Source organism: Cyanobium sp. HWJ4-Hawea, assembly GCF_024345815.1.
GTDB lineage: Bacteria > Cyanobacteriota > Cyanobacteriia > PCC-6307 > Cyanobiaceae > Cyanobium_A.
In genome coordinates, this window is sequence record NZ_JAGQBV010000020.1 from 16,028 (window position 1) to 40,688 (window position 24,661).

The 24,661-nt window shown below is 61.2% G+C and carries 22 protein-coding genes; 5 read left to right on the top strand and 17 right to left on the bottom strand.

Translation table 11 applies throughout. From position 1 onward, the window contains the following. Window positions 1-3: 3 nt before the first annotated feature. The 7 genes from KBY58_RS06275 to KBY58_RS06305 all read right to left on the bottom strand — a co-directional run bounded on the left by KBY58_RS06275 (window position 4) and on the right by KBY58_RS06305 (window position 7,195). Complete coding sequence (locus tag KBY58_RS06275; RefSeq protein WP_255003471.1) at window positions 4-492, bottom strand: helix-turn-helix domain-containing protein; 489 nt, start codon at window positions 490-492, stop codon at window positions 4-6. An 82-nt stretch (window positions 493-574) separates the two neighbouring features. Next, on the bottom strand, window positions 575-1,414 hold the full coding sequence (locus KBY58_RS06280; RefSeq protein ID WP_254934260.1) for an ABC transporter ATP-binding protein: 840 nt from the start codon (window positions 1,412-1,414) through the stop codon (window positions 575-577). 13 nt (window positions 1,415-1,427) lie between these two features. Continuing rightward, window positions 1,428-3,467, bottom strand: a complete 2,040-nt coding sequence (locus KBY58_RS06285; protein WP_255003472.1) for a nitrate ABC transporter ATP-binding protein — start codon at window positions 3,465-3,467, stop codon at window positions 1,428-1,430. Continuing rightward, window positions 3,467-4,309: a nitrate ABC transporter permease gene (gene ntrB, locus KBY58_RS06290; protein ID WP_254934258.1), complete on the bottom strand. Its 843-nt coding sequence runs from the start codon at window positions 4,307-4,309 to the stop codon at window positions 3,467-3,469. The genes KBY58_RS06285 and ntrB overlap by 1 nt, the downstream gene beginning before the upstream one ends. 125 nt (window positions 4,310-4,434) lie before the next feature. Then, window positions 4,435-5,730: a CmpA/NrtA family ABC transporter substrate-binding protein gene (locus KBY58_RS06295; RefSeq protein WP_254934257.1), complete on the bottom strand. Its 1,296-nt coding sequence runs from the start codon at window positions 5,728-5,730 to the stop codon at window positions 4,435-4,437. A gap of 225 nt (window positions 5,731-5,955) precedes the next feature. Then, the gene (locus tag KBY58_RS06300; protein WP_315858038.1) at window positions 5,956-6,147 is read right to left on the bottom strand and encodes a nitrate reductase associated protein; all 192 of its coding nucleotides are present in this window, start codon (window positions 6,145-6,147) and stop codon (window positions 5,956-5,958) included. Next, the gene (locus tag KBY58_RS06305; protein ID WP_255003473.1) at window positions 6,116-7,195 is read right to left on the bottom strand and encodes an anthranilate phosphoribosyltransferase family protein; all 1,080 of its coding nucleotides are present in this window, start codon (window positions 7,193-7,195) and stop codon (window positions 6,116-6,118) included. Before KBY58_RS06305 ends, KBY58_RS06300 begins: the two co-directional genes overlap by 32 nt. 151 nt (window positions 7,196-7,346) lie before the next feature. Between KBY58_RS06305 and KBY58_RS06310 the strand changes: the two genes are divergently transcribed. The 4 genes from KBY58_RS06310 to KBY58_RS06325 all read left to right on the top strand — a co-directional run bounded on the left by KBY58_RS06310 (window position 7,347) and on the right by KBY58_RS06325 (window position 11,710). Then, window positions 7,347-8,876 (top strand): ferredoxin--nitrite reductase, encoded by a 1,530-nt coding sequence (locus KBY58_RS06310; protein ID WP_255003474.1) that lies wholly within the window; start codon window positions 7,347-7,349, stop codon window positions 8,874-8,876. Between the two features lie 79 nt (window positions 8,877-8,955). After that, a complete protein-coding gene (locus KBY58_RS06315; protein ID WP_255003475.1) occupies window positions 8,956-10,293 on the top strand; it encodes a CbiX/SirB N-terminal domain-containing protein in 1,338 nt (445 codons plus the stop codon). Beyond that, on the top strand, window positions 10,290-11,069 hold the full coding sequence (gene cobA, locus KBY58_RS06320; RefSeq protein WP_255003476.1) for a uroporphyrinogen-III C-methyltransferase: 780 nt from the start codon (window positions 10,290-10,292) through the stop codon (window positions 11,067-11,069). The genes KBY58_RS06315 and cobA overlap by 4 nt, the downstream gene beginning before the upstream one ends. Window positions 11,070-11,233: 164 nt before the next feature. After that, the gene (locus KBY58_RS06325; RefSeq protein ID WP_255003495.1) at window positions 11,234-11,710 is read left to right on the top strand and encodes a redox protein; all 477 of its coding nucleotides are present in this window, start codon (window positions 11,234-11,236) and stop codon (window positions 11,708-11,710) included. Here the strand turns inward: KBY58_RS06325 and KBY58_RS06330 are convergent, their stop codons facing one another. From KBY58_RS06330 to queC, 7 genes are all read right to left on the bottom strand, one after another. Further along, window positions 11,711-13,840: a transglutaminase family protein gene (locus tag KBY58_RS06330; RefSeq protein WP_255003477.1), complete on the bottom strand. Its 2,130-nt coding sequence runs from the start codon at window positions 13,838-13,840 to the stop codon at window positions 11,711-11,713. A 3-nt stretch (window positions 13,841-13,843) separates the two neighbouring features. Further along, complete coding sequence (locus KBY58_RS06335) at window positions 13,844-14,725, bottom strand: transglutaminase family protein (RefSeq protein WP_255003478.1); 882 nt, start codon at window positions 14,723-14,725, stop codon at window positions 13,844-13,846. Beyond that, window positions 14,710-15,708 carry an alpha-E domain-containing protein gene (locus KBY58_RS06340; protein WP_255003479.1) on the bottom strand — a complete coding sequence of 333 codons (999 nt, stop codon included), beginning with the start codon at window positions 15,706-15,708 and terminating at the stop codon, window positions 14,710-14,712. The genes KBY58_RS06335 and KBY58_RS06340 overlap by 16 nt, the downstream gene beginning before the upstream one ends. After that, entirely contained in the window at window positions 15,702-17,159 is a 1,458-nt protein-coding gene (locus tag KBY58_RS06345; RefSeq protein WP_255003481.1) for a circularly permuted type 2 ATP-grasp protein, read from the bottom strand. Before KBY58_RS06345 ends, KBY58_RS06340 begins: the two co-directional genes overlap by 7 nt. A 127-nt stretch (window positions 17,160-17,286) precedes the next feature. After that, window positions 17,287-18,180: an aminotransferase class IV gene (locus tag KBY58_RS06350; protein ID WP_255003482.1), complete on the bottom strand. Its 894-nt coding sequence runs from the start codon at window positions 18,178-18,180 to the stop codon at window positions 17,287-17,289. After that, complete coding sequence (locus KBY58_RS06355) at window positions 18,177-19,535, bottom strand: anthranilate synthase component I family protein (RefSeq protein ID WP_255003484.1); 1,359 nt, start codon at window positions 19,533-19,535, stop codon at window positions 18,177-18,179. Before KBY58_RS06355 ends, KBY58_RS06350 begins: the two co-directional genes overlap by 4 nt. After that, window positions 19,532-20,239, bottom strand: coding sequence for a 7-cyano-7-deazaguanine synthase QueC (gene queC, locus KBY58_RS06360; protein WP_255003485.1), 708 nt, complete (start codon window positions 20,237-20,239; stop codon window positions 19,532-19,534). The genes KBY58_RS06355 and queC overlap by 4 nt, the downstream gene beginning before the upstream one ends. Before the next feature lie 27 nt (window positions 20,240-20,266). Between queC and KBY58_RS06365 the strand changes: the two genes are divergently transcribed. Further along, entirely contained in the window at window positions 20,267-20,875 is a 609-nt protein-coding gene (locus KBY58_RS06365; protein ID WP_255003486.1) for an ecotin family protein, read from the top strand. Here the strand turns inward: KBY58_RS06365 and KBY58_RS06370 are convergent. From KBY58_RS06370 to aspS, 3 genes are all read right to left on the bottom strand, one after another. Beyond that, window positions 20,872-21,516 carry a 7-carboxy-7-deazaguanine synthase QueE gene (locus KBY58_RS06370; RefSeq protein WP_255003488.1) on the bottom strand — a complete coding sequence of 215 codons (645 nt, stop codon included), beginning with the start codon at window positions 21,514-21,516 and terminating at the stop codon, window positions 20,872-20,874. The genes KBY58_RS06365 and KBY58_RS06370 overlap by 4 nt on opposite strands. After that, complete coding sequence (locus tag KBY58_RS06375) at window positions 21,494-23,137, bottom strand: CTP synthase (RefSeq protein ID WP_255003490.1); 1,644 nt, start codon at window positions 23,135-23,137, stop codon at window positions 21,494-21,496. The genes KBY58_RS06370 and KBY58_RS06375 overlap by 23 nt, the downstream gene beginning before the upstream one ends. A gap of 18 nt (window positions 23,138-23,155) precedes the next feature. Further along, a partial coding sequence (gene aspS, locus KBY58_RS06380) for an aspartate--tRNA ligase (protein ID WP_255003491.1) occupies window positions 23,156-24,661 on the bottom strand: 1,506 nt, incomplete at its 5' end.

Here is a 24,661-nt window from a genome sequence, read left to right on the forward strand (position 1 = left end):
TATTCACGCGGCCAGCAGCTGAGGCGAAACCCGCAACAGCCGATTGGGGCCAGCTGCCTGTTCCACCAGACCCTGCTTGCGCCAACGGGAAAATTGCTTGGTCACGGTTACGCGGGTGTGGCCGCTGAGTTCAGCCAGCTCGGCATGGGTGAGCCGAAAGGGAAGCTCGTACCACTTGCCGCTGCGCCGACCCAGCCGTTCTACAAGCAGTTGAATTAGGGCCTGAATGCGCTGCTCTGCCTCCCCAATGTGGCGAACTAACAGCAGGTCCAAGGTCCAGTCATTCAGGCTGTTAGATCCCGCTGGAGCCAGGCCAGAAGTTGCCTCCACCAGTCGCGTGGAATTAATAGCCTGCAGGTGCAGTCGCGAATTACGAAATAGATCCAGGGAGAGATGGTCCCCTGCTTGAAGAAATCCTAGAGTTATTAAATTGGTTTGTAGTGCTTCATGCTCCGGATTAGATATGGCAACCCGCAGCAGGCCTGATTCCACGCTTAGGTAAAAGGTTGTATTAAACAACCCTTCACTGAGCAGCACCGTATGCCCTGACTGAATAGATAGCATATTGGCTACTTCAAGCATCGTCATGGGCGTAGCGGCGGTATAGAAAGTCGAGGGCGTGGTTGCGCAGCACTCCGTAGCGAGGGTCACCCTGGATCAATTCAAAGTCTCGGGGGCGATTAAATGGCACCTCCATGATTTCGCCAATTGTGGCCGAGGGACCATTGGTCATCATCACTATTCGGTCGGCAAGAAAAAGGGCCTCGTCGATATCATGGGTGATCATCAATACGGTGGGTTTGTGCTCACGCCAAATTGCCAGTAACTCCTCTTGTAATTCTTCTTTGGTAATGGCATCAAGGGCGCCGAAGGGTTCATCAAGCACCAATACCGCTGGTTGTACCGCCAGGGCGCGGGCGATGGCAACTCTTTGGCGCATGCCGCCGGAAATTTCTACCGGTCGCTTGTGGCGGGCCTCGATTAGCCCAACCATCTCTAAGTGGTGTTCGACCACTGCTGCCCGGGCTCCTTTGTCTAAATCGGGGCGGGCTGCTTTTACTGCCAGGGAAACGTTTTGATCAACCGTCTTCCAGGGCAGCAGGGAGTAGTTCTGAAAGACAACCATTCGGTCTGGGCCAGGCCCTTCTATCGGCAGGTTATTCAGAATTACCCTGCCACTAGTTGGGTTTAGAAAGCCGGATACCATATTCAGCAAGGTGCTTTTGCCGCAGCCTGAGTGACCTACTACGCAAATAAATTCACCTTGGGCTACTTCCAGGTTTATGTTGCTTAGGGCTTCGAATGGGCCATTTTTTGTTTGAAACACATGCCCTACCTCCTCGAAGCGCAGATAGCTCGGGTTAAGGGTTAGGTCTCGCTCGAAACTGCCTTGATTAGCTTTGGCTTCGATCATGAAGTTGGCCATCTCAGGAATAGGGAAGGGGTTTATCGGTATCACAGCTGGGCATCTCCATCGCTGCCTGAGCTGAGTAGCGGCTGAAGGGAAGTTGTTGGAGGTAGTTGATCGGAAAGTCTTGGTCGAATGGAATCCCGCAGGCCATCGGGATAGGTTGGCGTTCTGGCCTTAGGGCTGGTAAACCAATCCGCTCCAGTGCGGCACTGCAAATGTCGTTGCGATAGACCCTCCCCAGTATTTCCAGGCGATTGCTGGGGAAGGGTATCCAACCCCAACGGCTGAATTGGGTGAGTATCCACGCCCCTTCCGCAGCGTTTGCCACATGGCAACGATCGCTGTGATATCTGTTAAGTGGTAACCGGTTATCTGTAGGTTCTCCGTTTCCTAGGTTGAATTGGCGCTGCAGTGCCAGGGCTGAATCGATTCCCAGCCACTCCGGCCGGCTGAGAAGGCCCACCAGATTTTCGTGTTGACCTCCGTCCTCGCAGATCTGACCGCCACGAATTAATCCACTGCAGAAATCCAAGAGCAGTGTTTCGTTCCTTGTGGCCCAACCCTCATGGCAGGTGATTACCTTTTCGGGGTGGTTACTCCAGATGTCTAAATCTGAAGCGAGCACAAAGGCCAGCCCAGACTCCACCGCTTTTGCTACGCGATAGCGGCCTGCGATGAAACCATCAATTTCCCCTGCCTGCAGGGAAGCCTGCATTGCCATGGGCGAGAGAGTCTCTAGAACCACCTCCTGATCAGGGTCGATTCCAGCACTGGCAAGCCAGTGGCGGAGCAGTAACTCCTGCATGCTGTCGTTTTGGCCGATCGCCAGCCTGAGCGGCCACTCGCGACGCTTGAGGCTTGGGGCCAGGGAGGCCAGCGAATTGATGTTTAGGTCGAGGAAGCGGCGTGCCAGACAGATGGCATTGCCGTTGCGTGTCACTGTGATTGGTGTAATCGCTGGCCAGGCAGGTTCGCCACTGATCCCTAGGCTCATGGCCAATGGGGCGGTTGCCGAGGTGATTGCCAGATCCAATTCGCCCGAACGGAGCTGTTTCTCCATCTCTTGCCAATCCTGGAAGATTGACGGGACCAATTGCAGGTTGCTCTCGGCAAAGAAACCACGCTCGATGCCAACGGCAAGTGGTGCTATATCGAGACCTGGCAGGTAACCAATTCGCAACTGGCTTGTTGTTGCTGGGGCCTTTGCTGTTGTTGAGGCTTTAACTACTGAAGGGGATAGTGCGTCGCTGCTGATGGTTTGGCGGTGCTGCTTGAGGCGCCGTTGCTGCTGCAGAAAGTTGATAAGTTCAGTTCTCAGTGCGTAGTAGTTCGAGTGCTCCATCACCTCGAGCCTTTGCCGTGGTCGCGGCAGGTTCACATTGACGATTTGGCCAATCCCGGCAGCTGGTCCGTTGGTCAGGCAGATCACTCGGTCAGATAGCAGCAGGGCCTCATCGACTGAGTGGGTAACCATCACTGTTGTAACCCCAGCCCGCTGGCAGATCTCCATCAGCTGTTGTTGCAGATTGCCGCGGGTGAGTGCGTCAAGTGCGCCAAAGGGCTCGTCTAGCAAGAGCAGTTTGGGCCTGATTGCCAGGGCGCGGGCAATCGCAACCCTTTGCTTCATTCCGCCAGATAGTTCCCGTGGCAATTTGTCAGCGGCCTGGGTTAGGCGGACAAGCTCGATGCTTTGGTCTATGCGCTCCTGCCGCTCAGCTTTGCTGGAGCCACGCATTACATTATTTACAGCCAGGGCAATGTTCTGGCGCACTGTCTGCCAGGGAAGTAGCGAGTAGTTTTGGAAAACCACCATCCGATCCGGCCCGGGTTCGGTCACTTGGCGACTATTCATTAGAATGCCACCGGTGTTGGCTTGATCAAGCCCTGCCATTAGGTTTAGGAGGGTTGATTTTCCGCAGCCGGAGTGGCCAATTAGGGAGATAAATTCGCCCTCGGCGATGCTTAAATCGATGTCCTTTAGGGCAATATAATTTCCGCCATTTGGAAGGGCAAAGCTGCGACTGATATTGTCAATTGTGATTAGGGCATTCTTCATTAGTTGCCTCCATTTGCAACTAATTTGCCCACCGCTCCGACCAGGCGATCCAGGGCAAGGCCCACGAGGCCGATCACTACAATTGCAAGGATGATTTGGCTTGTGCTTGTGTCGCCCCCGGCGTTATAGGCATCCCAGATGAAGAAGCCGATCCCACCATCTGCCTTAAGCATTTCGGCCGCCACGATTGCGAGCCAGGCCAGGCCAATGGCGATTCGCAGGCCTGTAAAGACATAGGGGGCTGTCGCTGGCATGAGGATGTCCCGCAGGTAACTGCGCTTGCGCAGCTTCAGCACCCGGGCCACGTTTGTGTAGTCCTGCGGGATTTCGGTGATGCCAACGGCCGTATTGATGACAATGGGCCAGATGGCAGTGATGAAAATCACGAAAATTGCAGCCGTATCCGCTTGCTGAAACAGCAATAGGGAGATTGGTAGCCAGGCCAGGGGTGGCACGGTGCGCAGTACCTGGATCAGGGGGTCGAAGCCGCGGCGAAGAAAGCGATTTAGGCCAATTGCCAGGCCTGCGGCAATGCCTACAACAGCCGCCAGGCTGTAGCCCACTGCCACCCGCTGCAGGGATATAAGCAGTTGTAAGGCAAGCCCCTTTGAGGTGCCTCCGTCATCAAAGAAGGGATGGATTATGTAGGGGTCCCAGGTTTCACTAATAACGTCAATCGGGCCTGGAAATCCCTCGCTGTTGAATTGGGCCAGGAATTGCCAAAGTACCAGGGTGAGGCCGATGCAAACCAATGGCGGCTTGATTTGGTTCGCGAGGGGTGAGCGCAGCCAGCTAGCCGTTGCATGGCGTCTGCTGCGTTTGGGCGATGGATGGCTGGTCATTGTCGATGCGACCGATGGCGAAGGCAAGGGAATTGGGGATTCGTGCCTGACTCACTTGGCAGAACCTGAACGCTTTAGGTATGGGGGGGGCAGTTAGAGGCGTTAGCCCTACTGCCCCCGCAACCTCACTTCATCGCCTTAATCTTCAAGCTGTTGAGGTAGGCCTGGGGATTGTTGGCGTCGAACTTTGTGCCATCAAAGAAGACTTCGACACCACGGGAATCACCAGATGGACCGTTGCCATAGCCATTGGCTTTGGCTGCAGCACGCCAGAGGTCGCTGCGATTTACCTTTTTGACCAGGGCCTTCGTGTTTGTACCTTGAGGCAGATACCCCCAGCGAATATCTTCAGTTACGAACCAAGTGTCGTGGCTCTTATAGGGAAATGAGGCGTTATCGGCCCAGAATTTCATTGAGAGGTTTTTCATATTAGCCACCTTGCCATTGCCGAAGTCGATGGTTCCCTGCAGTCGGGGTAGTAGGTCTTCGGCGTTTGCCTTGACATACTTATCTTCGGCAAGGATATTGGAAAGCTCCACGGTGTTGGCTGGGTTGTCAGCCCATTTTTGGGCCTGTTGCACGGCCATCAGCAACCGCAGGGTGGCATTGGGATTCTTATCAACCCATTCGGCTCGCATGCCAAAGGCTTTTTCCGGATGGTTTTTCCAGAGTTGGCCAGTAATTAAGGCTGTGTATCCGAGTTTCTTATTAACTAAACGCTCATTCCATGGTTCTCCTACACAAAAAACGTCCATGGTTCCCGACTTCATGTTGGCAACCATCTGCGCTGGGGGGATTACCACTAGGTCGGCCTGCTTGTTTGGGTCTACCCCATTGGCTGCTAGCCAATAGCGCATCCAGAGGTCGTGGGTGCCACCAGGGAAAGTAACTGCTGCCTTGAACTTATCTCCGGTTTTGTTCTTAGCCTCTACGCCCTTGGCAATGTTTGCACCCTTGACGGAAAAATTGTATTTCTTGAACTCATTAGATGCCGAAATTGCTTGACCGTTGAGATTTAACCGAGCCAAAATGTACATGGGTACAGGTTTTTTGCTCTTGCTGATCGCCCCAGTTGTCAGTAGGTAGGGCATGGGTGAAAGAATGTGGGCTCCATCGATGCCGCCCCTTGAGCCACCGAGTTCCAGGTTGTCGCGGGTTACGGCCCAGGACGTCTGTTTCTTTAGTTCTACGCCTGTCATGCCCTGCTTGGCAAAGAATCCCTTCTCTTTGGCAATGATTAGGGGTGCTGCATCGGTAAGGGCGATGAATCCAAGCTCGACAGTGGTGGTTTCCGGCTTGCCGGGGGCTGCCTGTGCCGGGCTGGAATTAAGCAGGCTGGCAATTCCGCCAAATTGAATGGCAATACCAGTGGCCGTTGCCAGGCCGGTGAAAATTGCTTTGCGTCGAGTGATTGGTGTCATGGTTTTATCCCTTGGCGGGTACGTACAATCAATTGATATCCCGTGGCAGACCACCACTTGGGCGAGCGAATTGACGGGTCTCACAACAACGGACTTTCGTCAACACTGATTTGTTAAGCTGGCGCCAATGCTGACCAACATGTTTAGAAAACCACGTTTGGGCTACCTGCTGAAGTGATCGTTGTTACAGGTTTTAGGTTTGCTTTTTCGGCCTTGCTGGGGCATCTAGGTCTTGCCTGGCTGCGAGATTTCGTGCAAGGCGGCGTCAAGATTGTGGTGATTGTGGCCTGGTTTTGCCAGTTTCCAGAGGGCAAAAAGCCACAATTCCCCTAGCTGCTGCCAGTTTTCTGAATCAAGGGGCAGCCCCCTGATTAGGGCAGCCTCTTCAGCTGCAGTGCTGATGTATCGCTGCCAGATGGCCTAGGGGCTTGCCCGAGTGGAGCAGTTTGCGGCAGCTTTCCAGGCCAGCTTCCTGGGTGTTGCTTAGGCCCGCCTGCCATAGGTAGTTGCCCGCATTCCAGATCAGGGAGGTGGCTAGGGGCCCCTGCCCCCCTAGGGCAGCTAAGGCCTGGTCAGCCCAGGTGTCGAGGTCAATCCAGGCTGGATCGTTGCCGTAGCAGTCGTGGTCGCGGGGGTGAAGGATGAGGCGGCCATCGCCGCTGTCATTGGGGCGTCCCGTCACGCAGGCTCGGCTGATCGGTAGATCGGTGCTTCCCTCAAGCCCCTTAATGGTGAGGATCTCTGTTTCGCCGGCGAGTTTTAAGGCTTGCCAGGCCCGGGCCTCCGTTGGCGGATGTACAAAGCCGCTCACCAATAGATGGTTGCCCCTGTGGGCTGTCCACAGCAGTTCCAGGCTGGCCACTGGTGGTCGCTTGCCAATGTCTTCACGCATCGGGACCAGTACTTCGGCAGCGGGGAAGTGGTCGGGTTGGTGAATCAGGGCGAGATTCCAAAGGTCTAGGCAGTTCTGAACCCAGGCGACACTGCGGTCCCTAAGGGCCAGGCCAAGGGCAGCGAATAGCTCCATGGCAGTGACCCCGTATTTGACCGGCATGCGCCTTCCCCCCTGCAATACCACTGGAATGCCTGCGCTGGCCAGTAAAAGTGATGTGAGGGGATAGATGGGCGAGGTGCGGCTGCGGCCGTCGAAGGGGATGCCAAAACAAAGTGCTGGCTTGTTACTTATTAACTTCGGTCCAAGCTGACGGTAGACATCCAGCATCCCGGTCAGTTCCTGGGGCTCCGGCCGGCGAATGCGATGGGCGATCAGAAAGGCGCCAATCTGGGCCGGGCTGGCTTCGCCATTGAGCATTAATTCCAGGGCATCTGCCGCCTCCCCGCGGCTGAGACCACTGCTGGTGTGCTCGCCGCTACCCACCTTGCCCAGGTAGGTGCGAAAGCGATCGCGTCCAGGGATTTTGGCGTCCTGCTTGGGTTGGGGTGGCACTGCAGGAGCCTGGGCCATCTTGCACAGATTGGAAGGCTAGAAGCTGATTCTCATTCACGGCGCAAGCTGCTGTGCCTAGGTGCGACAGGAACAGCTTTTTGTAGCGAAGACGACACCACTGGAACTGTGTCTTTCATCACTCTGGGCGTCCCCCCAGCCTCTGGCTCAGATGGCAGCTGCCCTAAGCAAGATCGAGCAGGCCAAGGCAGATTTCTGCGGGCTGGAGCTAGTTCCCCGGCTGGGTGAGCTGGCCTCTGAGGGCTGGGAAAACATTGATGAGGCCACCCTCACCATCCGACTCAAGTGGCTGGGTATTTTTTTTCGACCGGTCACTCCTGGTCGATTCATGGTGCGGCTGCGCCTGCCCAATGGGGTGATCAACGCCGATCAGTTAGGGGCCCTTGCCGATGTCGTTGACCGCTGCGGAGAGCATGGTTCTGCCGACATCACCACGCGTCAGAACCTGCAGTTGCGAGGCCTGTTGCTGGAAGATATGGCTCCGCTAATGGCGGCCATGGAGCCCTTGGGTCTCACCAGCCGCCAATCGGGCCACGACAATCCCCGCAATATCACCGGCAACCCTTTCGCTGGGATAGATCCCGAGGAGATCGTTGATACCAGGCCTTTTGTGGAGGCAATTCAGGAGCGGCTACTGGCCGCCGATGGTCCCCGCAACCTGCCCCGCAAATTCAACATTGCCGTCGGCGGCGCGGCCGATAGCTTTCTGCTTCACAACGATCTGGCCTTCCTCCCTGCAGATCACAACGGCGAGCTTGGCTTCACCGTGATGGTGGGCGGTTTCTTTTCCGCCCAGCGCAATGAGCTGGCCATTCCCCTCGGGCTATGGCTGCGGGGCGATCAGCTGCCCTTGTTCAGCCTGGCAATCCTTCGCCACTTTGAGCGCTGCGGCAATCGTCAGGCCCGCAATAAGAGCCGGCTGATGTATTTGGTGGATGAGCTGGGGCTTGAGGACTATCGAGTAGCGGTGCTGCAGGAATTCGCAGCCCTTGGTGGGGAGGCCGAACCCCACGATGGCCTGCACCGTGTGAATCGTGCCCCCCGCTCTGGTGTTGGCGTTCACTCCCAGAAACAGCAAGGGCTTTGCTGGGTGGGATTGGGGGTGCCGGTGGGTCGCCTTGATGGGGCATCGATGCTGGAGCTGGCGAGGCTGGCGAGGGCCTATGGAAGTGGTGAGCTGCGTTTTACGGAGGCTCAGAACGTGCTTCTCATAGATGTGCCGGCCGAGCGGGTCGAGGCCCTGCTGGCAGAGCCCCTGCTGCAGACGTTCCAGCCCGAGCCGGGTGCACTGATGGCGGAAGCGGTTAGCTGCACAGGAAATCGCTATTGCAGTTTTGCCCTGATCCCCACCAAAACTACGGCCCAGTCTGTGGTGGGGGAGCTGGAGAGACGCCTGGAGCTGCCCCACCCGGTGCGCAGCCACTGGACTGGCTGCCCCAATGCCTGCGGCCAGCCCTACATGGGTGAGATCGGCCTGATGGGGGCCAAGGCTCGCCATGAAGGTCAGATGGTGGAGGCGGTCAAGATCTTTCTAGGGGGCGATATGGGTGCGGATCCCAAGTTGGCGGAGCTGCACGAGAAGGGTGTGCCTCTCACCCAGTTGGCGGATGTGCTTGAGCAGCTGCTGATAGATCGCTTCGGTGCCCGCCGCCGTAGTTCCGCGCCCTGCCAGGGTGGTTAAAGCGGAGATCTGGGCGCCCTTGGGGCTGAGTGAATCCACTGATAGCTGGCAACAGCTGGAGCAGCTCCGGCGCGGGAGAGTGCCCGTTGAACCCGTCCTAGAGCAGATCAACCAGGGCGAACTGCCCGCTTCCGCCGATCTTTTGGCAGCCCTAATTGGGCGGCTGAACCGTGCTGGGGTGGAGCAGCTGCTCTCCGGTCCGGTGGGCAGGAACCCTGCCTGTTTGCTGGAGGCGGCGCGCCAGGTGCTGGCACCCCTTGCGGCTGAGCCGTCCGTGAAGCAAGCCTGGCTGGAACCCCTGCTCGCCCTACCGCCCAGCCCAGCTGGCCTGGGAGTGCTTGGTTATTTCCAGGACGCCTGTGTGGCAGGTCGCCTGCGCGCCCAGCTGGAGGCAATCGAACCCTCGGAGCGCAAGCAGGAGGCCATGCAGCAGCTTTTGCCGCTGTTGGGTCGTCAACGCCAGCCCCAAGACGCTGGCTTGCTGCTGGAGCTGGCCCTGGCGCCGGCCCCCCTGGCCTGGCGCCGCGCCGCGCTGGAAGCCCTCGCCCTGGGGCTCTCTGCCTGGCCGCTTGCCCCGCTCACCCGCGCTTTACAACAGCTCGCCGGCGATCTTGACCCTGGTTTGGCTGCGCAGGCAGTGGATTTGCTTAGCCGTCTGCCCGATGGCCAGATGCTGTTGCGACAGCTACAGCACCGCCAGCTGGAACCGGCAGTGGCGGAGCGACTCCGGCGGCGGCTGACCGCTTCGCCCCTGGTGTTGCTGGTGCATGGCCGCCAGGGCGGCGTAATTCCTGTTGTGTTGCAACAGCTTGCGGCTGAGCTGGAAAAGCGCCGCCGTTCGCCCGTGATATTGCAGGCGTTTACAGCGGCTGCCCCGGAGGGCGACCCAAGCTTCTGGATGGCGGCGCGGCGGGCCGGTGCTCTCAGCCTGGTGCCCCTTTTGTTGCTGCCCGGGGAACATGTTCGCAGCGATGTTCCGGCCATTGCCAGGCACTGGCAACTGCGCTCTAGGGCCAGGCTTGGCCAGGTTGTGGCTTTGCGGCGCCGGCCTTTCCTAGGGGCTTGGCCCCAGTGGCAGCAGCTGTTGGCGGCCGAATGGGGCAAGGCGGCAGGGGGGCGAAGCTTGCTCTGGCTCCACCATCCTCTGCAGGGTGCGCTGGCTGATCGCTTCTTGAAGTATTTGGCTGGGGTTTTGGCTTTGCCCGGGGCACCGGCGGCCTACAGCGACCCCCAGGCAATCCTGGCGGCCCAGGCCGAGCCTCCAGTGGTGCTCGCACCGCTCACCCTGGCGCCCAACCGTCTGAGTGAATCCCTCAAGATGGTCCGGTTAGCACCGCCGGCTGAGGTGCTGCCCCCCTTGCTCGATCTGCCTGCCGTGCGCGATTTTCTGCTGTCCAGCCTTGAGGCCCTGCCATGAGCGAGCTTGGCAAGGTGTATCTGGTGGGGGCTGGTCCCGGCGATCCGGAGCTGCTCACGGTCAAGGCCCACCGCTTGCTGCAGGGCTGTGATGCCCTTGTCTACGACTCCCTGGTGCCCCAGCAAGTGCTCGATCTGGTGCCGGAGCGCTGCGAGCGCCACTTTGTGGGCAAGCGCCGCGGCCACCACTCGGTGCCCCAACCCAGCACCAATGCGGTCTTGGTGGAGTTGGCGGGTCGCTGCCGTTGCATCGTGCGGCTGAAGGGCGGCGACCCCTTCTTGTTTGGCAGGGGTGGGGAAGAGGCGGCCCATTTGGCCAGCCATGGGGTGCCGGTTGAGGTGGTGCCAGGGGTCACGGCCGGGATTGCGGCACCTGCCTATGTGGGCATTCCGGTGACCCATCGGCGGGCCGGATCCAGTGTCACCTTCGTGACCGGTCACGAGGAAATCGACAAGCGGCGCCCCGGTGTGGATTGGCGGGGTCTGGCCCGGGCCAGTGATGGCCTGGTGATCTACATGGGGTTGCACAACCTGCGCCGCATCGCCGAGGAATTAATCGCCGGAGGCCTCGCCCCAGACACCCCCGCCGCCGTGGTGCAGCAGGGCACGGTCAAGGGCCAGAGGCATTTGGTGAGTGAACTTGCGCTTCTGGCGGATCAGGCGGAGGCGATGGGGTTCTGCTCCCCCTCGATCGTGGTGGTGGGCCAGGTGGTGGCCCAACGGGTGGAAAGTGCCGCGGCTGAGCCTGCAAACGTGGATATGCCGATTCCCTTCTGAGGCGATTTGTAAGTCAATCACTGAAGTGGTCTGCGTTGCCATGGTTTCGTAGCGGCTGCAACGTTTTGTCCGACCGCTGAACGGTTCAATTGGTCACTGAGTTGGCTCTTTAAAAGCCCCATTTACCCATGGCTGGTATTGCTGCCCCTACGGATCGCTCACCGATGTTTGAGCTGATTCCCTATGAGAAATTTCGCGATACCCCTGCAGTTCGTTTTTTTGATATCACCGTTGCTGAATCCAACGCCCGCGACCTGGTGATCCATTCCGGTCCGGCGATCAGCCCCCCCGATGAGGAAAAAACTGGCGCCTGGCAGTTCTATTTGCATCCCCACCAGGAAGACAACCTTTTAGCTCTCCATGGCGGCCGCACCTTTTATCTGGTGAACCTGGGCTGGAATTATCCGTTTCACATTGTTCGCCTGGAAACTAGAGGCGACATCCTGCGCATTCCGCCCGGGACCTTCCATCGATCGGTGTCTGACCCCGACGGCTCGGTGGTGCTCAACCAGGCCGTGCGCGATCAGGGCGCCAATGTTCAAAGGGAATTTCGGGTGTACAACAGCCGCAAGATTCCGCGCCTGTTTGCCACCACGTTCCGAACGGCGCCCCTTCCCAAACTGCACGGCGTCAGCTGGTAGTTAATTCAGCCGTAAATCAACGGTGCAGGCCCCAGGCCAGCTCCCTTGCCAGGGCGATTGCTTTGGGTTTGGCAATTGCAAATCTGCTGCTTGCCCATCTACAGCCGTTGGTTTAAAGCCGCTCGCCTCCTGCTCCAGCACCCAGCTGGCCAATGGTTTTCTTGGGCCAGTTTTTGCCGGATCAATTTCCTGGCTATCGACAAGCACCAGTTCCAGGGGCACATGGTTGGCGATGCAGGGATGGAGGCAGGGATAGAGGCTTTCTTGCCGGTAGCGCACGGCCAGGGGTTGGCGACCATCTGCGCCGGGCCGTAGGGGGCGGCCATTGAGCACCAACCCGTAGCGCTGGTGGAAGGCGCCATTGCCAATCACCTCAAAACGCCGCAGGGAGCTGTCCACAAAGCGGCTGGTGCTGCCCCCTTCCACTGGCGTGTCGCAGAGCAGGGGCCAGGGTTCCAGGGCGCGGCGGATTTCCAGGCTCGCCTGCTGCTCCTGCCACTGCAGCAGGACCGGAAAACGCCAGTTCCAGATGGTCCGAAAAATGCTGGCATCGAGGGGCAGCCCGTCGGCTGTTAGCTCCTCCAGCACGGCCTCCAGGTCAAGCCAGAGCTGGCTGGGCAGCAGCCATTGGTCGTGCAGGCTTGCGCCCCAGGGTTTAAGGCTGGAGGGGCGCTGGCTAGGCCGCAGCAGATGCAGGGCCAGGGCCCGCCAGAGCAGGGCCACGGCCCCTGTCCACTGGTGGTGGGGGAAGGTTTCCAGGGCCCGAAACTCAATCAAGCCCTGGCAGCCGGCGGCCCAGGCGGGATTCCAAAACTTGTCGAGGCTTATTTCACTGCGGTGGGTGTTGCCGCTCTTGTCGGCATGGAGATGGCGGAGGGTTTCACTGATCGCCACCCGTTGATCGCCTTCGGGCAGGGCCTCGAGAATGCTGTGGGCCAGTTGCAGGTCGAGCCAGTCGGCACTGCCCTCGTCTGGGCGGGGTGCCTGGGATGCGGGGCCCACCGAGTTGCCGGAAAAGAGATAGGCCAGGCTCGGGTGGTGTTGCCAGTAGCGCAGGATTCCGACCAACCAGGCCGGCCGCCCGAAGAAGGGATTTGTTTCCAGGCTGGGGCCGCCCCAAAGCAGGTGGTTGCCGCCACCGCTGCCTTCGATCTGGTCACCCCGGCGCCGCCAGGAGCGCAGCCCCACGGCCTCACCTGCCTCCTCCAGCACCCGTATCCAGCCCGCGTAGGCCTCCCAGCTGCGACACACCGGCAGATTTACCTCCAGCACCCCAGGGTCGGCGGTCAGGCCGAGCACCTGCCAGGCGCCGTCGATGTCGAGGGGCAGCACGCCACTGAGCTCGGGTTGGCTCCAGCCCCTTGATGCTTCAGCGATCACCAATAGCAACTGCTCAAGGGGCTGGCGGGCCAGGGGGGGCAGAAATAGGTTCCAGCCATCTGCTGAAATCTCCAGGGTCAACACCTGGTAGAGCACCCCTTGGGGGAAGTGCTGCAGGGGTAGGCGCAGACCAGCGGGCCCAGGGGCCCCACTTAATTCGCGCAGTTTTCTTTTCAGGGGCCATTGGGCCCCATGCCATGACCCTTCGTCGTGGGAATCAACGTCTTCGTGGCAGAGCGGAGCGGCCCAGACCCGGTTGCTCGCAGAAAGGGGATCGCGCAATTCGAGGGGGTGCAATTTGCAACCCAGGGCCGCGCCGATGGCCGCCAAAAACTGGCGAGCCGCTTTTTTTGTGGGGTGGGGTAGGGCAGCTTGGGCCGCTGGCTCCAGGCCCTGCTGGGGCCAATTCACCACCGGAGTGCCATCTGCACCGGTGATCAGGCGCAGGGCCCAGCGGGGGTTTACTTCGCCGTCGTAGCGCTTGCCAGGGCAATAGATCAGGGTGCTGCCGGGCCACTGCCGCTCCTGCAATTTCCTGCCCAAGGCCTTGGCGTAACCAAGTTTGCTGGGGCCATCGGCCGCCACGCTCCATTCGGCGCCCTCTGGATCAAAAGGCACGTAGGTGGGCTCGCCACCAAAGGTGAGCTCTATGCCTGCTTCAACCAACCGCCTTTCGACTGCTTCTGCAACTAAGGCTGCATTTGCAGCTGCTGCTGAATTTGCAGCTGAAGCTGTCGAATCGGAAGCCATTATTTAGTAGCCAATTTTTAGCTGGCTATTGCTGATTATCTCGGCCTCTATTGCCCACTCAAATATGCTTTCAACGCCTGGTGGGCCAGAGAAGCTGCCGGTAATTGCGGCAGTTAGGTCTGATTTGGAGGAGGTGACGATCGGGATATAGCGATCATCTACGGCACCGATGCCACTGGCATCAAAACCGCGCCAACCAGCCCCCTGAAGATATACCTCGGTCCAGGCATGGAGGTCGTAGCGATCGGGTTTGGGCTCTACCAGGTGGTAACCACTGACGAATCGAGCCGGCAGGCCCACGCTGCGGCAGCACTCAATCATCAGCATCGCCAGATCTCGGCAGGAGCCCACCCGCTCCTTCAGGGTGCGGCTTGCGGGCCAGGCCGGACCGATGTGGCGTTGGGTGTATTTGACCCGGTCTTGAATGATTTCGAGTAGCTGCTGCAGGAAGGTCAGGCTGCGTTGATCACTACCCATCAGTGCTTCCTGGGCCAGGTCCACCGCCGCGGCATCGTGCTGGCCATTGGGTAACCAGCCCTGGAGGTTGCTAGCCAGGTCGGGGTTTAGCCGGCCAATCGGCACCGGTAGGCGCGCCATTTCTTCGTCGAGGCAAGCCTCCACCAGGGGGGCGCTGAAGGTTTCCACCTCCGAGCGGGAGACCACCTGAAATAGGTCGGTGTCCCCTAGAAAGCGGGCCCGGGTGATGGCATCACCACCGGCGGCAAGCAGGTCAAAAAGTTGGCTCGGATCCGGCGTCACCTCCAGTCGATAGTCGATCAGTCGCTGGAAGCCATGGGGGCGGGGCCTGAGGCAAAACCTGTGCGGACCCAGCTGCACCGGCTTGCTGTAGCGGTAGGTGAAGGTGTGGGTTAGGCGGGCACGCATGGCAACTCTGCGCTGGAAAGGGTGGTGGGAGAAGCAGAGATGTTGGCAGTGATGAAGTACCGCTGTTCAATCTGTTCGTGAAGTTGATTGAAATCGCTTTGCAGGCTGTCGATGGCTTCATGGAGGCCCTCGGCAATCAACGCATCAATGCTGGTGTAGCTCCAGCGGGCCAGGGTCAGACCGCTGAGGCATTCCAGCTCATCAGGAGCGCCGGGCACGGATTCACCCCTGATGATTTTGAGCGTTTCGTGGATGCGCTCGAGGCAGTAGCGCACCGAACGGGGAAAGATCGGATTGAGTAGGAGAAAGCCCGCCACCGCCTTTGGTTCGATCGCCTGCTGCCGCGATTGGCGGAACATTTGATAGGCCCCCGCACTGCGCAACAGGGAGATCCACTGCAGTTCATCGAGCACCCCCCCCACCTCATCGGGGGATGGCAAAAGCAGGAAGTACTTCACATCGAGGATGCGGCTGGTTTTTTCGGCCCGCTCCAGCAGGCGCCCCAGCCGGCTGAATTGCCAGGAGAGGTCGCGGCTCAAGGTTGAATCGGTGATCCCGTAAAAGAGTTGGCAGGCCCGTCGAATGTTGCGCAGCTGCTCCTGGCCCGGCTCCTTCCAGAAGCTCGTGCTTTCTTGCAGGATCCAGTAGATGTCGTTGAGCTGCTCCCACATTTCCGTGGTGATCACCTCGCGGATTTGGCGGGCGTTTTCCCGGGCAAAGGCGATGCAGTTGATGATGCTGTTGGGGTTTTCTTCGTTGCGCACCAGGAAGCTGACCACATCTTCCGGGGTGGCGGAGGGGTGCAGCTTGTCGAAGAGCTCCCGGTCCCCATTGGCCTCGATTAGGGGTAGCCAGGGTTCGGCACTGCCGGGGGGGCAATCGAGGGCCATCGCTTCGCTTACTTCAACGAAGCGGGAGATGTTCTCTGCCCGCTCCACGTAGCGGTTGATCCAGTAGAGGGAGTCGGCAACTCGACTCAGCATGGGACCAACTCCTGGGCCGAACTTTCATCGACAATCCAGGTGTCCTTACAGCCGCCGCCTTGGGATGAATTCACCACCAGGGAGCCCCGGCGCAGCGCCACCCGGGTCAGGCCACCCGGACTGATCCAGGCCCCCTTGCCCCGCAACACGTAGGGCCGCAAATCCACGTGGCAGGGAAATAGTTCGCCTTCGCTGAGGGATGGCACCGTCGAGAGTTCGAGGGTGGGTTGGGCGATGTAGTTGCGGGGGTCGGCCTTGATCTTCCCCGCAAAATCAGCAATTTCAGCCTGGCTGGCATGGGGCCCGATCAACATTCCGTAGCCCCCGGCTTCGGCCACGGCCTTCACCACTAGTTCGCCCAGGTGGGCCAGCACATAGGCCTGGTCGTCTGGGCGGGAGCAGAGGTAGGTGGGCACGTTTTCAATGATCGGCTCTTCCCCCAGGTAGTAGCGGATCATTTCCGGCACGTAGGCGTAGATCTGCTTGTCGTCGGCCACACCCGTGCCCGGGGCATTGGCGATGGCTACCCGGCCGGCTCGGTAGGCGCCCATCAGGCCCCGCACCCCCAACATCGAATCGCTGCGAAATACGGCTGGATCAAGGAAATCGTCGTCGATGCGGCGGTAGATCACATCCACGGGCTCCAGGCCACTGGTGCTGCGCATCCAAACCCGGTCTTCCTGGCAGAGCAGATCCCGGCCTTCCACCAGCTGGATTCCCATCTGCTGGGCCAGGTAGCTGTGCTCGAAGTAGGCGCTGTTGAAAACTCCAGGGGTGAGCAGCACAACCTTGGGGTTGTCGGTCCAGGGGGCAAGTTCCCGCAGGGTTTGCAGCAGATGGGAGGGGTAGTCGTCGATCGGTTGGACCGTGCGCCCCGAAAACAGGCTCGGGAACATGCGCTTCATCACGCGCCGGTTCTCGAGGAAATAGGCCACCCCGGAGGGGCAACGCAGGTTGTCCTCAAGCACGCGCCAGGTGCCTTCACCATCCCTGACCAGATCAAGGCCAGACACATGGCACCACTTGCCGAGGGGGGGCTGAAAGTCCCGCATCTCGGGCCGCCAGCCCTGGGAGCTTTCAACATCTGCGCGGGGAACCACCCCGTCGTTGAGAATTTTTTGGGGCCCGTAGACGTCCCCAAGAAATTGGTCGATCGCCTCCAGCCGTTGAACCAAGCCCTGCTCCAGGCGTTGCCAATCCGCCAGGCCAATGAGCCGGGGCAGGGGGTCGAAGGGCAGGATTCTCTCTACGCCCTTATTGCCGGAATCGTTGAGCCGGAAGGTGGCGCCCAGGCGTTTGAGCAGCATGCCCGCGGCCGCATGGTTCCGATTCAGTTCGGCCAGGCCCAGCTGACCCAGGGAAGAGAGCAGGGGTTGGAGGCTGCTGCGGGGTTGGTCAAAGGCACTGAAGTATTCGTCGTATCCCCGGGTGGGCCTGTATTCGGTAAACATTCCCCGCCCGTGACAGCTGAGCTGATCCTGGCCAGCGGGGGCTAATGCCCGAGTGCCTATTGCTACAAACCCAAGGCTTGCGTGGCAGTTGCGCAGGGTTAGTGCCTAGTTCGGATTTATGAATTGCTCAAGTTGTGATTCCCGGCGCCGCCAGCAATTGCCGCCATAGGGCTTCAGGTTCAGGGGCGATCGGCAGGGGCTGGTCGCCCAACTGGCTGATCGGCCGGCAGCCCAGGCTGTTGATCAGTAGGGCGCCGGCGCTGGCGTGCAAATCAGCGGCGCCAATCACCTTTTCTTTGGCCAGGCCCAGCTGCAGGGCCAGGCCGCGCATTACCCCCGGGAGGCAACCGCTGGCCAGGGGAGGGGTGATCCAGCCAGAACTGCTGAGCACCAGGAGATTGGCGCTGGTGCCGCAGCTCAATTCGCCTGGGTGCGGGGCCCCCGAGCAGGGGAGCAGGGCGTCGTCGAAACCGGCGGCTACCGCCTGGCGGCGGGCCTGGATCGCCGCTCCGTAGGCCATGGTTTTGCAGCAACTCAGCAGGCTGGTGGCACTGCGGCTTTCCGTGGGACTGACGAACAGCCGCACCGGCGCGAAGTTCGGGCGGTAGGGATTTAGTTGCAGCCAGAAGCGGCCGCTTTGCTCGCTGGGCAAATCCAGGCCCCGCCCGGCCCCGCTCGGCCCCCCGCTCGGTCCCCCGCCGGCCCGGCTCCAATTGAGCCTGAGGGCACCGCCTGTGATGCCGCTGCGGCTAACTGCTTCGCCAATCAGTTTTTGCACCTGGCCTTTGGCCGGGGGCTCGGCCATGGCGAGCAGGTGGGCGCCCCTTTGCCAGCGGGCCAGGTGTTCCTCAAGCCTGCAGCTCACACCTGCTTCCACCAGCAGGGTTTCAAAAATCCCATCGGCCAGCAGTAGGGCCCGATCACTGACGGGAATGGCCAGTTCGTCGGGGTTGCCCCAACTGCCCTTTGGCCCGGGTTGGTCGATCCAGGCGATCGCTTTGCCGGGGCCGTCCGCACTCATGCCAAGGCCTCCAGCAGGGGCTTTAGCTTCCAGCCCATTTCTTCTGCTTCAGCCGCTGGATCGGAATCGGCGACGATGCCGCAACCGGCATGTACCCGCAGCCTTTGGTCCTTGATCACAACTGATCGGATCAAGATGTTGCTATCGAATTGGCCATCTGGAGCAAGCCAAAACAGGCTGCCGCAGTAGGGCCCCCGGGGCACCGGTTCCAGGCTTGCCAGCCGTTGAGAAGCCCGAATTTTGGGGGCTCCGCTGATGGAACCGCCGGGCCAGCAGGCCCGCAGCAGGTCCACCAAGTTGCGCTCAGGTTGCAGGCTGCCCCGCACCACCGAGGTGAGGTGGTGCACCTGGCGATAGCTCTCTAGACCCACCAGTTGGCTCACCCCAATCGATCCGGGCTGGCAAACCCGGCCCAGATCATTACGGAGCAGGTCCACGATCATCACGTTTTCGGCCCGATCCTTGCCGCTGGTCACCAGGGCGGCGGCTTCGGCTGCATCGGCCTGGGCATCGCTGCGGCGCGGGCGGGTGCCCTTGATCGGTCGAGTTTCCACCTGGCCGGCCTGCCCCAGCCGCAGGAAACGCTCCGGGGAGCTGGAGAGCACGGCTTCGCCCTGGGCCCCAGCGCCGGCGATCGCCAGGCCCCCAAAGGGGGCGGGGCAGCCCTGGCGCAGGCGGCCGTAGAGGGCAAGGGGATCGGGGGGGGCCAGAGCCTGGAATTCGCAACAGGCCGTCAGATTGGCCTGAAACAGGTCTCCGGCCGCAATCCATTCCAGGATCTGGCTTACCTGGCGGCCAAAGGCGGCGGGGTCGGTGTGCCACTGCCAGGCCTGCAGGGGAATGCCAAGGTTTGCTGCCTCCCCGGCCTGGTGGGGCCCCTTGGCCATGGGCAGGGCTTCGATCAGCTCAGCCATGGCCTTGATTCGCCCCGGATCGCTGCCCTCCAGCACCAGGCTCTGTTCCTGGTGGTCGAGCAGCAATATCGGGTCGTGCCGGGCGGCCCACAGCACGGCCATGTCGCTGGTGGCCCAGTGTGCGCCGGCCTCCACCCAGGCCCCGGCCTCGTAGGCCAGCCAGCCCATCCAGTGGCCGCCATCCTGGGAGATGGAACTCAGGGCGGCGAAGGGATCTTCCGAGCAGGGATCTTCCGGGCAGGTGGGCCCCGGCAGGCCGCGGCAAACCCGCTGGGCCAGGGGATTGATGCCTATCCGGCTGCAGCGGCCTTGCCCCACACCATCGCCGTCGAGCCAGACCAAACCCTCGCGGCCGAACTTGGCTACCAGGCCGTGCACAAGGGCCATGGGCTCGCGCCAGGCCATGGCCCGCTGCAGCCTTTTGGTCGGTAGGGAGTTCATCGACGATTGCTGGCCAGTTCGGGATGGCCCGCCTCGACCAGGGCTCCATCGCGAATTCGGCAGCTGTCGCAAACGCCGCAGGGCTCTTCGCCACCGCTGTAGCAACTCCAGGTGGCTCCGATCGGCACCCCCAGCCGCAGGGCCTCCCGCACGATCTCGGTTTTGCCCCATGCCACCAGCGGTGCCCACAGTTGGGCTCCGCGGCCTTCCCTACCGCTCTTACTGGCCAGGTCCGCCAGGGTTTGGAAGGCGGCCAGGTAATCCGGGCGGCAATCGGGATAGCCCGAATAGTCCACCGCATTCACGCCCAGCACTAGCTTTTCTGCGCCCTCGGCCTCGGCCAGGCTCAGGCCCAGGGCAATGAAAACCGTGTTGCGTCCGGGCACATAGGTGCTGGGGATCAGGCCGCTTTGCACCCCCGTGGTCGGTACGGCGATGTTTTCATCGGTGAGGGCCGAGCCCCCCCAACTGGCCAGATTTACCGAGATGGTGTGGTGGCCGTTCAGCTGCAGGTGGTCGGCCAGCTGGTTGGCTGCTGCCAATTCGCGCCGATGCCTTTGGCCATAGTCGAAGGAAAGGCCGGTAACGGCATAGCCCGCCTCGATCGCCAGGGCCGCTGCCGTAGCTGAATCCAGGCCGCCGGAAAGCAGGGCAATCGCCTTTGGGTTACCTCCAGGAACTTCGCTTGGCAGGGGGCTACTCATTTCAAAAGGCTGCCAGATCAGCAGGCGATGTCTACCCGCCCTGTGGCCCTGGCGGCGTTGCTCGCCAAGATGGGCCCAGTTGGAATTTGGCCTGTGCTGCTGTCTCGCCTGTTGGGCTTGGGAATGGGAATGGCTGCGGGCATTGCCACCGGTGGGTTTGGCCCCCTTGCCCTGGCGGGCTTGGCGATTCCACGGCTCGATCTCAGCGGCTATCCGGCGGCCGCGGCTGGGGAGACCCGCTGGGTGATCCAGCTGCCTGGGGTGCTGCCGCCCACTGCTGATCCCACCATTTCCCCCAATCCCCGCGATTGGCGGGTTGAGGTGTTGGTCGGCCAGCTTGTCAAGGCGGACTGCAACCAGTACACCTTTTCGGCGCGGTTGCGGGTTGACCATCCCCAGGCCAACCCCGAACTCAGCTATCTGAAGGTCAGTGATGTGGGGCCCCTTGCCTCTACCCGCATGGCCTGTACCCCCGGCCAACCGCTGCAGGAGCGCTTTGTGGCCCGCGCCGGTAAACCCTTTGTGATGCCCTACAAGGTGAGCCGGCCGATCGTGATCTATGCACCCAAGAACCTGCAGGTGCGCTGGAAGCTCTGGAAGGCGGAAACCCAGCACCGCGCTGCCAACGCCATCTAGCGCACCCCCAGCCACTTGTGGCTTTGCAGGCTGAGCCGCCACGGGCGGTGTTGGCGCACGTAGGCAATAGCGAGTTCTTTCCCCTCCTCGCTTAGCCAGCCGGGCTGGAGCAACAGAGCCGGCTGCCCGAGCTTTTGGCTGGCGCTTAGGCAAGCAGTTGCCATCTCTTCTGCAAAGGCCAAATCTCCAGGGCCATGCACGATCACCTTGAGTTCCTGGCAGGCGGCCAGCAGCTCAGGGGTGGGTGGCCGGTGGGCCTTCGGGGAGAGGGTGATCCAGTCGAACCGGCCGCTGAGGCGATCCACGCCGCTGGTTTCCAGGTGCAGGGGCAGACCCGATTCGGCCAGGGCGGTGCAGAGGCCGTCGAGGTTGTGGTGCAGGGGTTCGCCGCCCGTAACCACCACAAAGGCAGCTCCAGCTCCAGCCGCTTGCTTGGCTTCCGCCGCAAGGGAGGCCAGGCTTCGGCGGGGGTGGGCTTCGGCCGGCCAGGAATGTTTGGTGTCGCACCAACTGCAGCCCACGCTGCAGCCGCCCAGGCGAATGAAAAAGGCGCTGCGGCCCGCATGCAACCCTTCCCCCTGGAGGGAATGGAAGGTTTCCACCACCGGCAGGCCTGCTTCAGCTGGCTCTGGGGTGTCCAAGGCTGCTGGGGATGGGGGCCGCGGCCGACACCTGTTGGGCGGCTTCCGCCAGGCCCCTAAACAGGGGATGGGGTTTGCCGGGCCGCGAGAGAAATTCCGGGTGGTATTGGCAGGCCGTGAAGAAGGGGTGGTTTTTCAATTCGATCAGTTCCACCAGGCGGCCATCGGGGGAGGTGCCGCTGATCTCGTAGCCCGATTCCAAAAAGAGGTTGCGATATGCGTTGTTGAACTCGTAGCGGTGGCGGTGGCGCTCGTAGACCACCTCATCGCCGTAGAGCCGCTGGCCCATGGTGCCCGGGGTGAGCCGGCAGGGATAGACGCCCAGGCGCATCGTGCCGCCCAGATCGACCACATCCTGTTGCTCTGGCAACAGGTGAATTACGGGGTGGGGGCTGTCGGTATCCAGTTCGGCGCTAGTGGCCCCAACGAGTCCGGCCTGGTTGCGGGCCCATTCGATCACGGCGCACTGCATCCCAAGGCAGAGGCCGAGGAAGGGCACCCGCTGTTCGCGGGCCCAGCGGATTGCAGCCACCTTGCCATCGACGCCCCGGTTGCCAAAACCACCGGGCACCACCACCGCATCCATGCCCTTGAGCAGGGCCTCGGCCCCTTGGCTTTCAATCTGCTCGGCGCAAACCCAGCGCAGATCGAGGGAGGCATCCACATCCAGGCAAGCGTGACGCAGGGCCTCCACCACCGAGAGGTAGGCATCGTTGAGCTGCACATATTTGCCCACCAGAGCTACCTTCACGGCGGGACCCGGGTTGCGTAGTTTGGTCACCAACTCCTGCCAACGCACCATGTCGCTGTTGTGGTTTGGCAGGTCGAGTACGTCCAGCACCTCCTGGCAGAGGCCGGCCTGCTCCATGGCCAGGGGCACGGCGTAAATGCTGTCGGCATCAAGGGCCTCGATCACCGCCTTGGTGCGCACTCCGCAGAAGCCGCCGATCTTGGCCTTGAGGTCGTCGCTGATGGCCCTGTCGCTGCGGCAGACGAGCACATCGGGCTGGATGCCGATCGAACGCAACTCCTTGACGGAGTGCTGGGTGGGCTTGGTCTTGAGCTCTCCGGAGGTGCCAATGAAGGGCAGCAGGGTCACATGCACGTAGGCCAGGTCCTGGCGGCCCACGTCCCCGCGGAATTCGCGGATTGCTTCAAGAAAAGGCAGGGATTCAATGTCGCCCACGGTGCCGCCAATTTCCGTGATCACCACATCGGCACTGCTGTTGGCGGCCACCCGTTTGATCCGTTCGCGGATTTCTCCGGTGATGTGGGGGATCACCTGCACGGTGCCGCCGTTGTAGTCGCCCCGGCGTTCCTTATTAATTACGGATTGGTAGATCGAGCCGGTTGTCACGCTGTTGAGGCGAGACATGGCGGTGTCGGTGAAGCGCTCGTAGTGGCCGAGATCTAGGTCGGTTTCGGCCCCGTCTTCGGTGACAAAAACCTCACCGTGTTGATAGGGGCTCATCGTGCCCGGATCCACGTTTAGGTAGGGATCGAGCTTGAGGATTGAAACGCTGTAGCCCCTGGATTTGAGCAGCCTTCCCAGGCTGGCGGCCACGATTCCCTTGCCGATACTCGACACCACTCCGCCAGTTACAAAAACGAATTTGCTCATGGCGGATCGATTGAGCCTTCAATCTACCGACAGTGCAAAGCCGTCTTCTGACTCATCCACCCAGGTGCTGGCCACATGCAGCTCTTCCAGCTGACTTAGGGCCGCTCCGCCCGGGGCCCCGGTCATCAGGCAGCGGGCCTGCTGGGTTTTAGGGAAGGCGATCGTGTCGCGGATTGATTCCTCGCCGGCCAGCAGCATCACCATCCGATCGATGCCGAAGGCCAGGCCGCCGTGGGGTGGGGCCCCCATGTCGAGGGCTTCCATCAGGAAGCCGAACTGCTGGTTGGCTTCTTCGAGGGGTAGGCCAATGGTCTGCAAAACCTGGCGCTGCAGGGCGGAATCGTGGATGCGTAGGGAGCCGCCCCCCAGCTCTAGGCCGTTGAGCACCAGGTCGTAGGCCTGGGCGCGGGCGCCGGGCAGGGTTTCGGCCCAGGCTGCTGGATCGTTGCCGAGGTCGCCCGGATGGGGGGCGCAGAAGGGGTGGTGCAGCGCTTCGAAACGGTTTTCGCCAGCGTTGAACTCAAACATCGGGAAATCCACGACCCAAAGGAAGTTCCAGGTGTCGTTCTCCCTATCTTTTTGCACCAGCCCCAGCTCCCGGGCCAGGTATTGGCGCACACGATCGAGGGCCTTATTCACCGTGGCGGTGTCGCCGGCACCGAATAGCAGCAGGGTGCCGGGCTCGGCGCTGCTGCGCGCCAGCAATTCGGCCTTTTTTTCCTCGCTGAGGTTGTCCTTGATGGCGCCAATCGTGTCGATTTCGCCGTCTTCGCGCACGCGGATGAAGGCCAGGCCGCCCGCCCCGGCTTTCTGGGCTTCGCTAAACACATCGCCGCCGGGCTTGATCCGCACGTTGCTGATCGCCTCATTGCCACCGGGCACGGCGATGCACTTGACCGAGCCACCAGAAGCGACGGCCCCTGAGAACACCTTGAAGCCCATGTCGGACACCAGGTCGCTGACGTTCACCAGCTCCAGGCCGTAGCGGGTGTCGGGCCGGTCGGTGCCGTAGCGCTCCATGGCCTCGTGCCAGGTGAGGCGGGGGAAGGGGCGGGGCAGCTCGACCCCCTTCACCTTTTTCCAGATCGTGCTGATCAGGGCTTCGTTTAGTTCCAGGATTTGCTCCTGGTCCATGAAGCTCATTTCGATGTCCAGCTGGGTGAATTCCGGCTGGCGGTCGGCCCTGAGGTCTTCGTCGCGGAAGCAGCGGGCCACCTGGTAGTAGCGCTCGATGCCCCCCACCATCAGCAGCTGTTTGAACAGCTGGGGGGATTGGGGTAGGGCAAACCACTCGCCGCCACATACCCGGCTGGGCACCAAATAGTCGCGGGCACCCTCGGGGGTGGAGCGGGTTAGCACGGGTGTTTCCACCTCGATGAAGCCCTCGTCCTCGAGGAAACGCCGGGCGGCCTGGATGGTCTGGGCCCGCAGGCGCAGGTTGCCGTTCATGCGCTCGCGGCGCAGGTCCAGGTAGCGGTGCCGCAGCCGCAGTTCTTCGCGGGTGTTCTCCTCGTCGTGCACCGA

What these genes read in the sequence shown, in the direction of transcription:
- KBY58_RS06310 (WP_255003474.1), top strand. Translation starts at nt 7,347, where the DNA reads ATGGCAGCTGCCCTAAGCAAGATCGAGCAGGCCAAGGCAGATTTCTGC.
- queC (WP_255003485.1), bottom strand. Translation starts at nt 20,239, where the DNA reads ATGAGTAGCCCCCTGCCAAGCGAAGTTCCTGGAGGTAACCCAAAGGCG.
- cobA (WP_255003476.1), top strand. Translation starts at nt 10,290, where the DNA reads ATGAGCGAGCTTGGCAAGGTGTATCTGGTGGGGGCTGGTCCCGGCGAT.
- KBY58_RS06295 (WP_254934257.1), bottom strand. Translation starts at nt 5,730, where the DNA reads ATGACACCAATCACTCGACGCAAAGCAATTTTCACCGGCCTGGCAACG.
- KBY58_RS06340 (WP_255003479.1), bottom strand. Translation starts at nt 15,708, where the DNA reads ATGCTGAGTCGAGTTGCCGACTCCCTCTACTGGATCAACCGCTACGTG.
- KBY58_RS06345 (WP_255003481.1), bottom strand. Translation starts at nt 17,159, where the DNA reads ATGTTTACCGAATACAGGCCCACCCGGGGATACGACGAATACTTCAGT.
- KBY58_RS06325 (WP_255003495.1), top strand. Translation starts at nt 11,234, where the DNA reads ATGTTTGAGCTGATTCCCTATGAGAAATTTCGCGATACCCCTGCAGTT.
- KBY58_RS06305 (WP_255003473.1), bottom strand. Translation starts at nt 7,195, where the DNA reads ATGGCCCAGGCTCCTGCAGTGCCACCCCAACCCAAGCAGGACGCCAAA.
- ntrB (WP_254934258.1), bottom strand. Translation starts at nt 4,309, where the DNA reads ATGACCAGCCATCCATCGCCCAAACGCAGCAGACGCCATGCAACGGCT.
- KBY58_RS06365 (WP_255003486.1), top strand. Translation starts at nt 20,267, where the DNA reads ATGTCTACCCGCCCTGTGGCCCTGGCGGCGTTGCTCGCCAAGATGGGC.
- KBY58_RS06285 (WP_255003472.1), bottom strand. Translation starts at nt 3,467, where the DNA reads ATGAAGAATGCCCTAATCACAATTGACAATATCAGTCGCAGCTTTGCC.
- KBY58_RS06330 (WP_255003477.1), bottom strand. Translation starts at nt 13,840, where the DNA reads ATGGCTTCCGATTCGACAGCTTCAGCTGCAAATTCAGCAGCAGCTGCA.
- KBY58_RS06350 (WP_255003482.1), bottom strand. Translation starts at nt 18,180, where the DNA reads ATGAGTGCGGACGGCCCCGGCAAAGCGATCGCCTGGATCGACCAACCC.
- KBY58_RS06335 (WP_255003478.1), bottom strand. Translation starts at nt 14,725, where the DNA reads ATGCGTGCCCGCCTAACCCACACCTTCACCTACCGCTACAGCAAGCCG.
- KBY58_RS06355 (WP_255003484.1), bottom strand. Translation starts at nt 19,535, where the DNA reads ATGAACTCCCTACCGACCAAAAGGCTGCAGCGGGCCATGGCCTGGCGC.
- KBY58_RS06375 (WP_255003490.1), bottom strand. Translation starts at nt 23,137, where the DNA reads ATGAGCAAATTCGTTTTTGTAACTGGCGGAGTGGTGTCGAGTATCGGC.
- KBY58_RS06280 (WP_254934260.1), bottom strand. Translation starts at nt 1,414, where the DNA reads ATGATCGAAGCCAAAGCTAATCAAGGCAGTTTCGAGCGAGACCTAACC.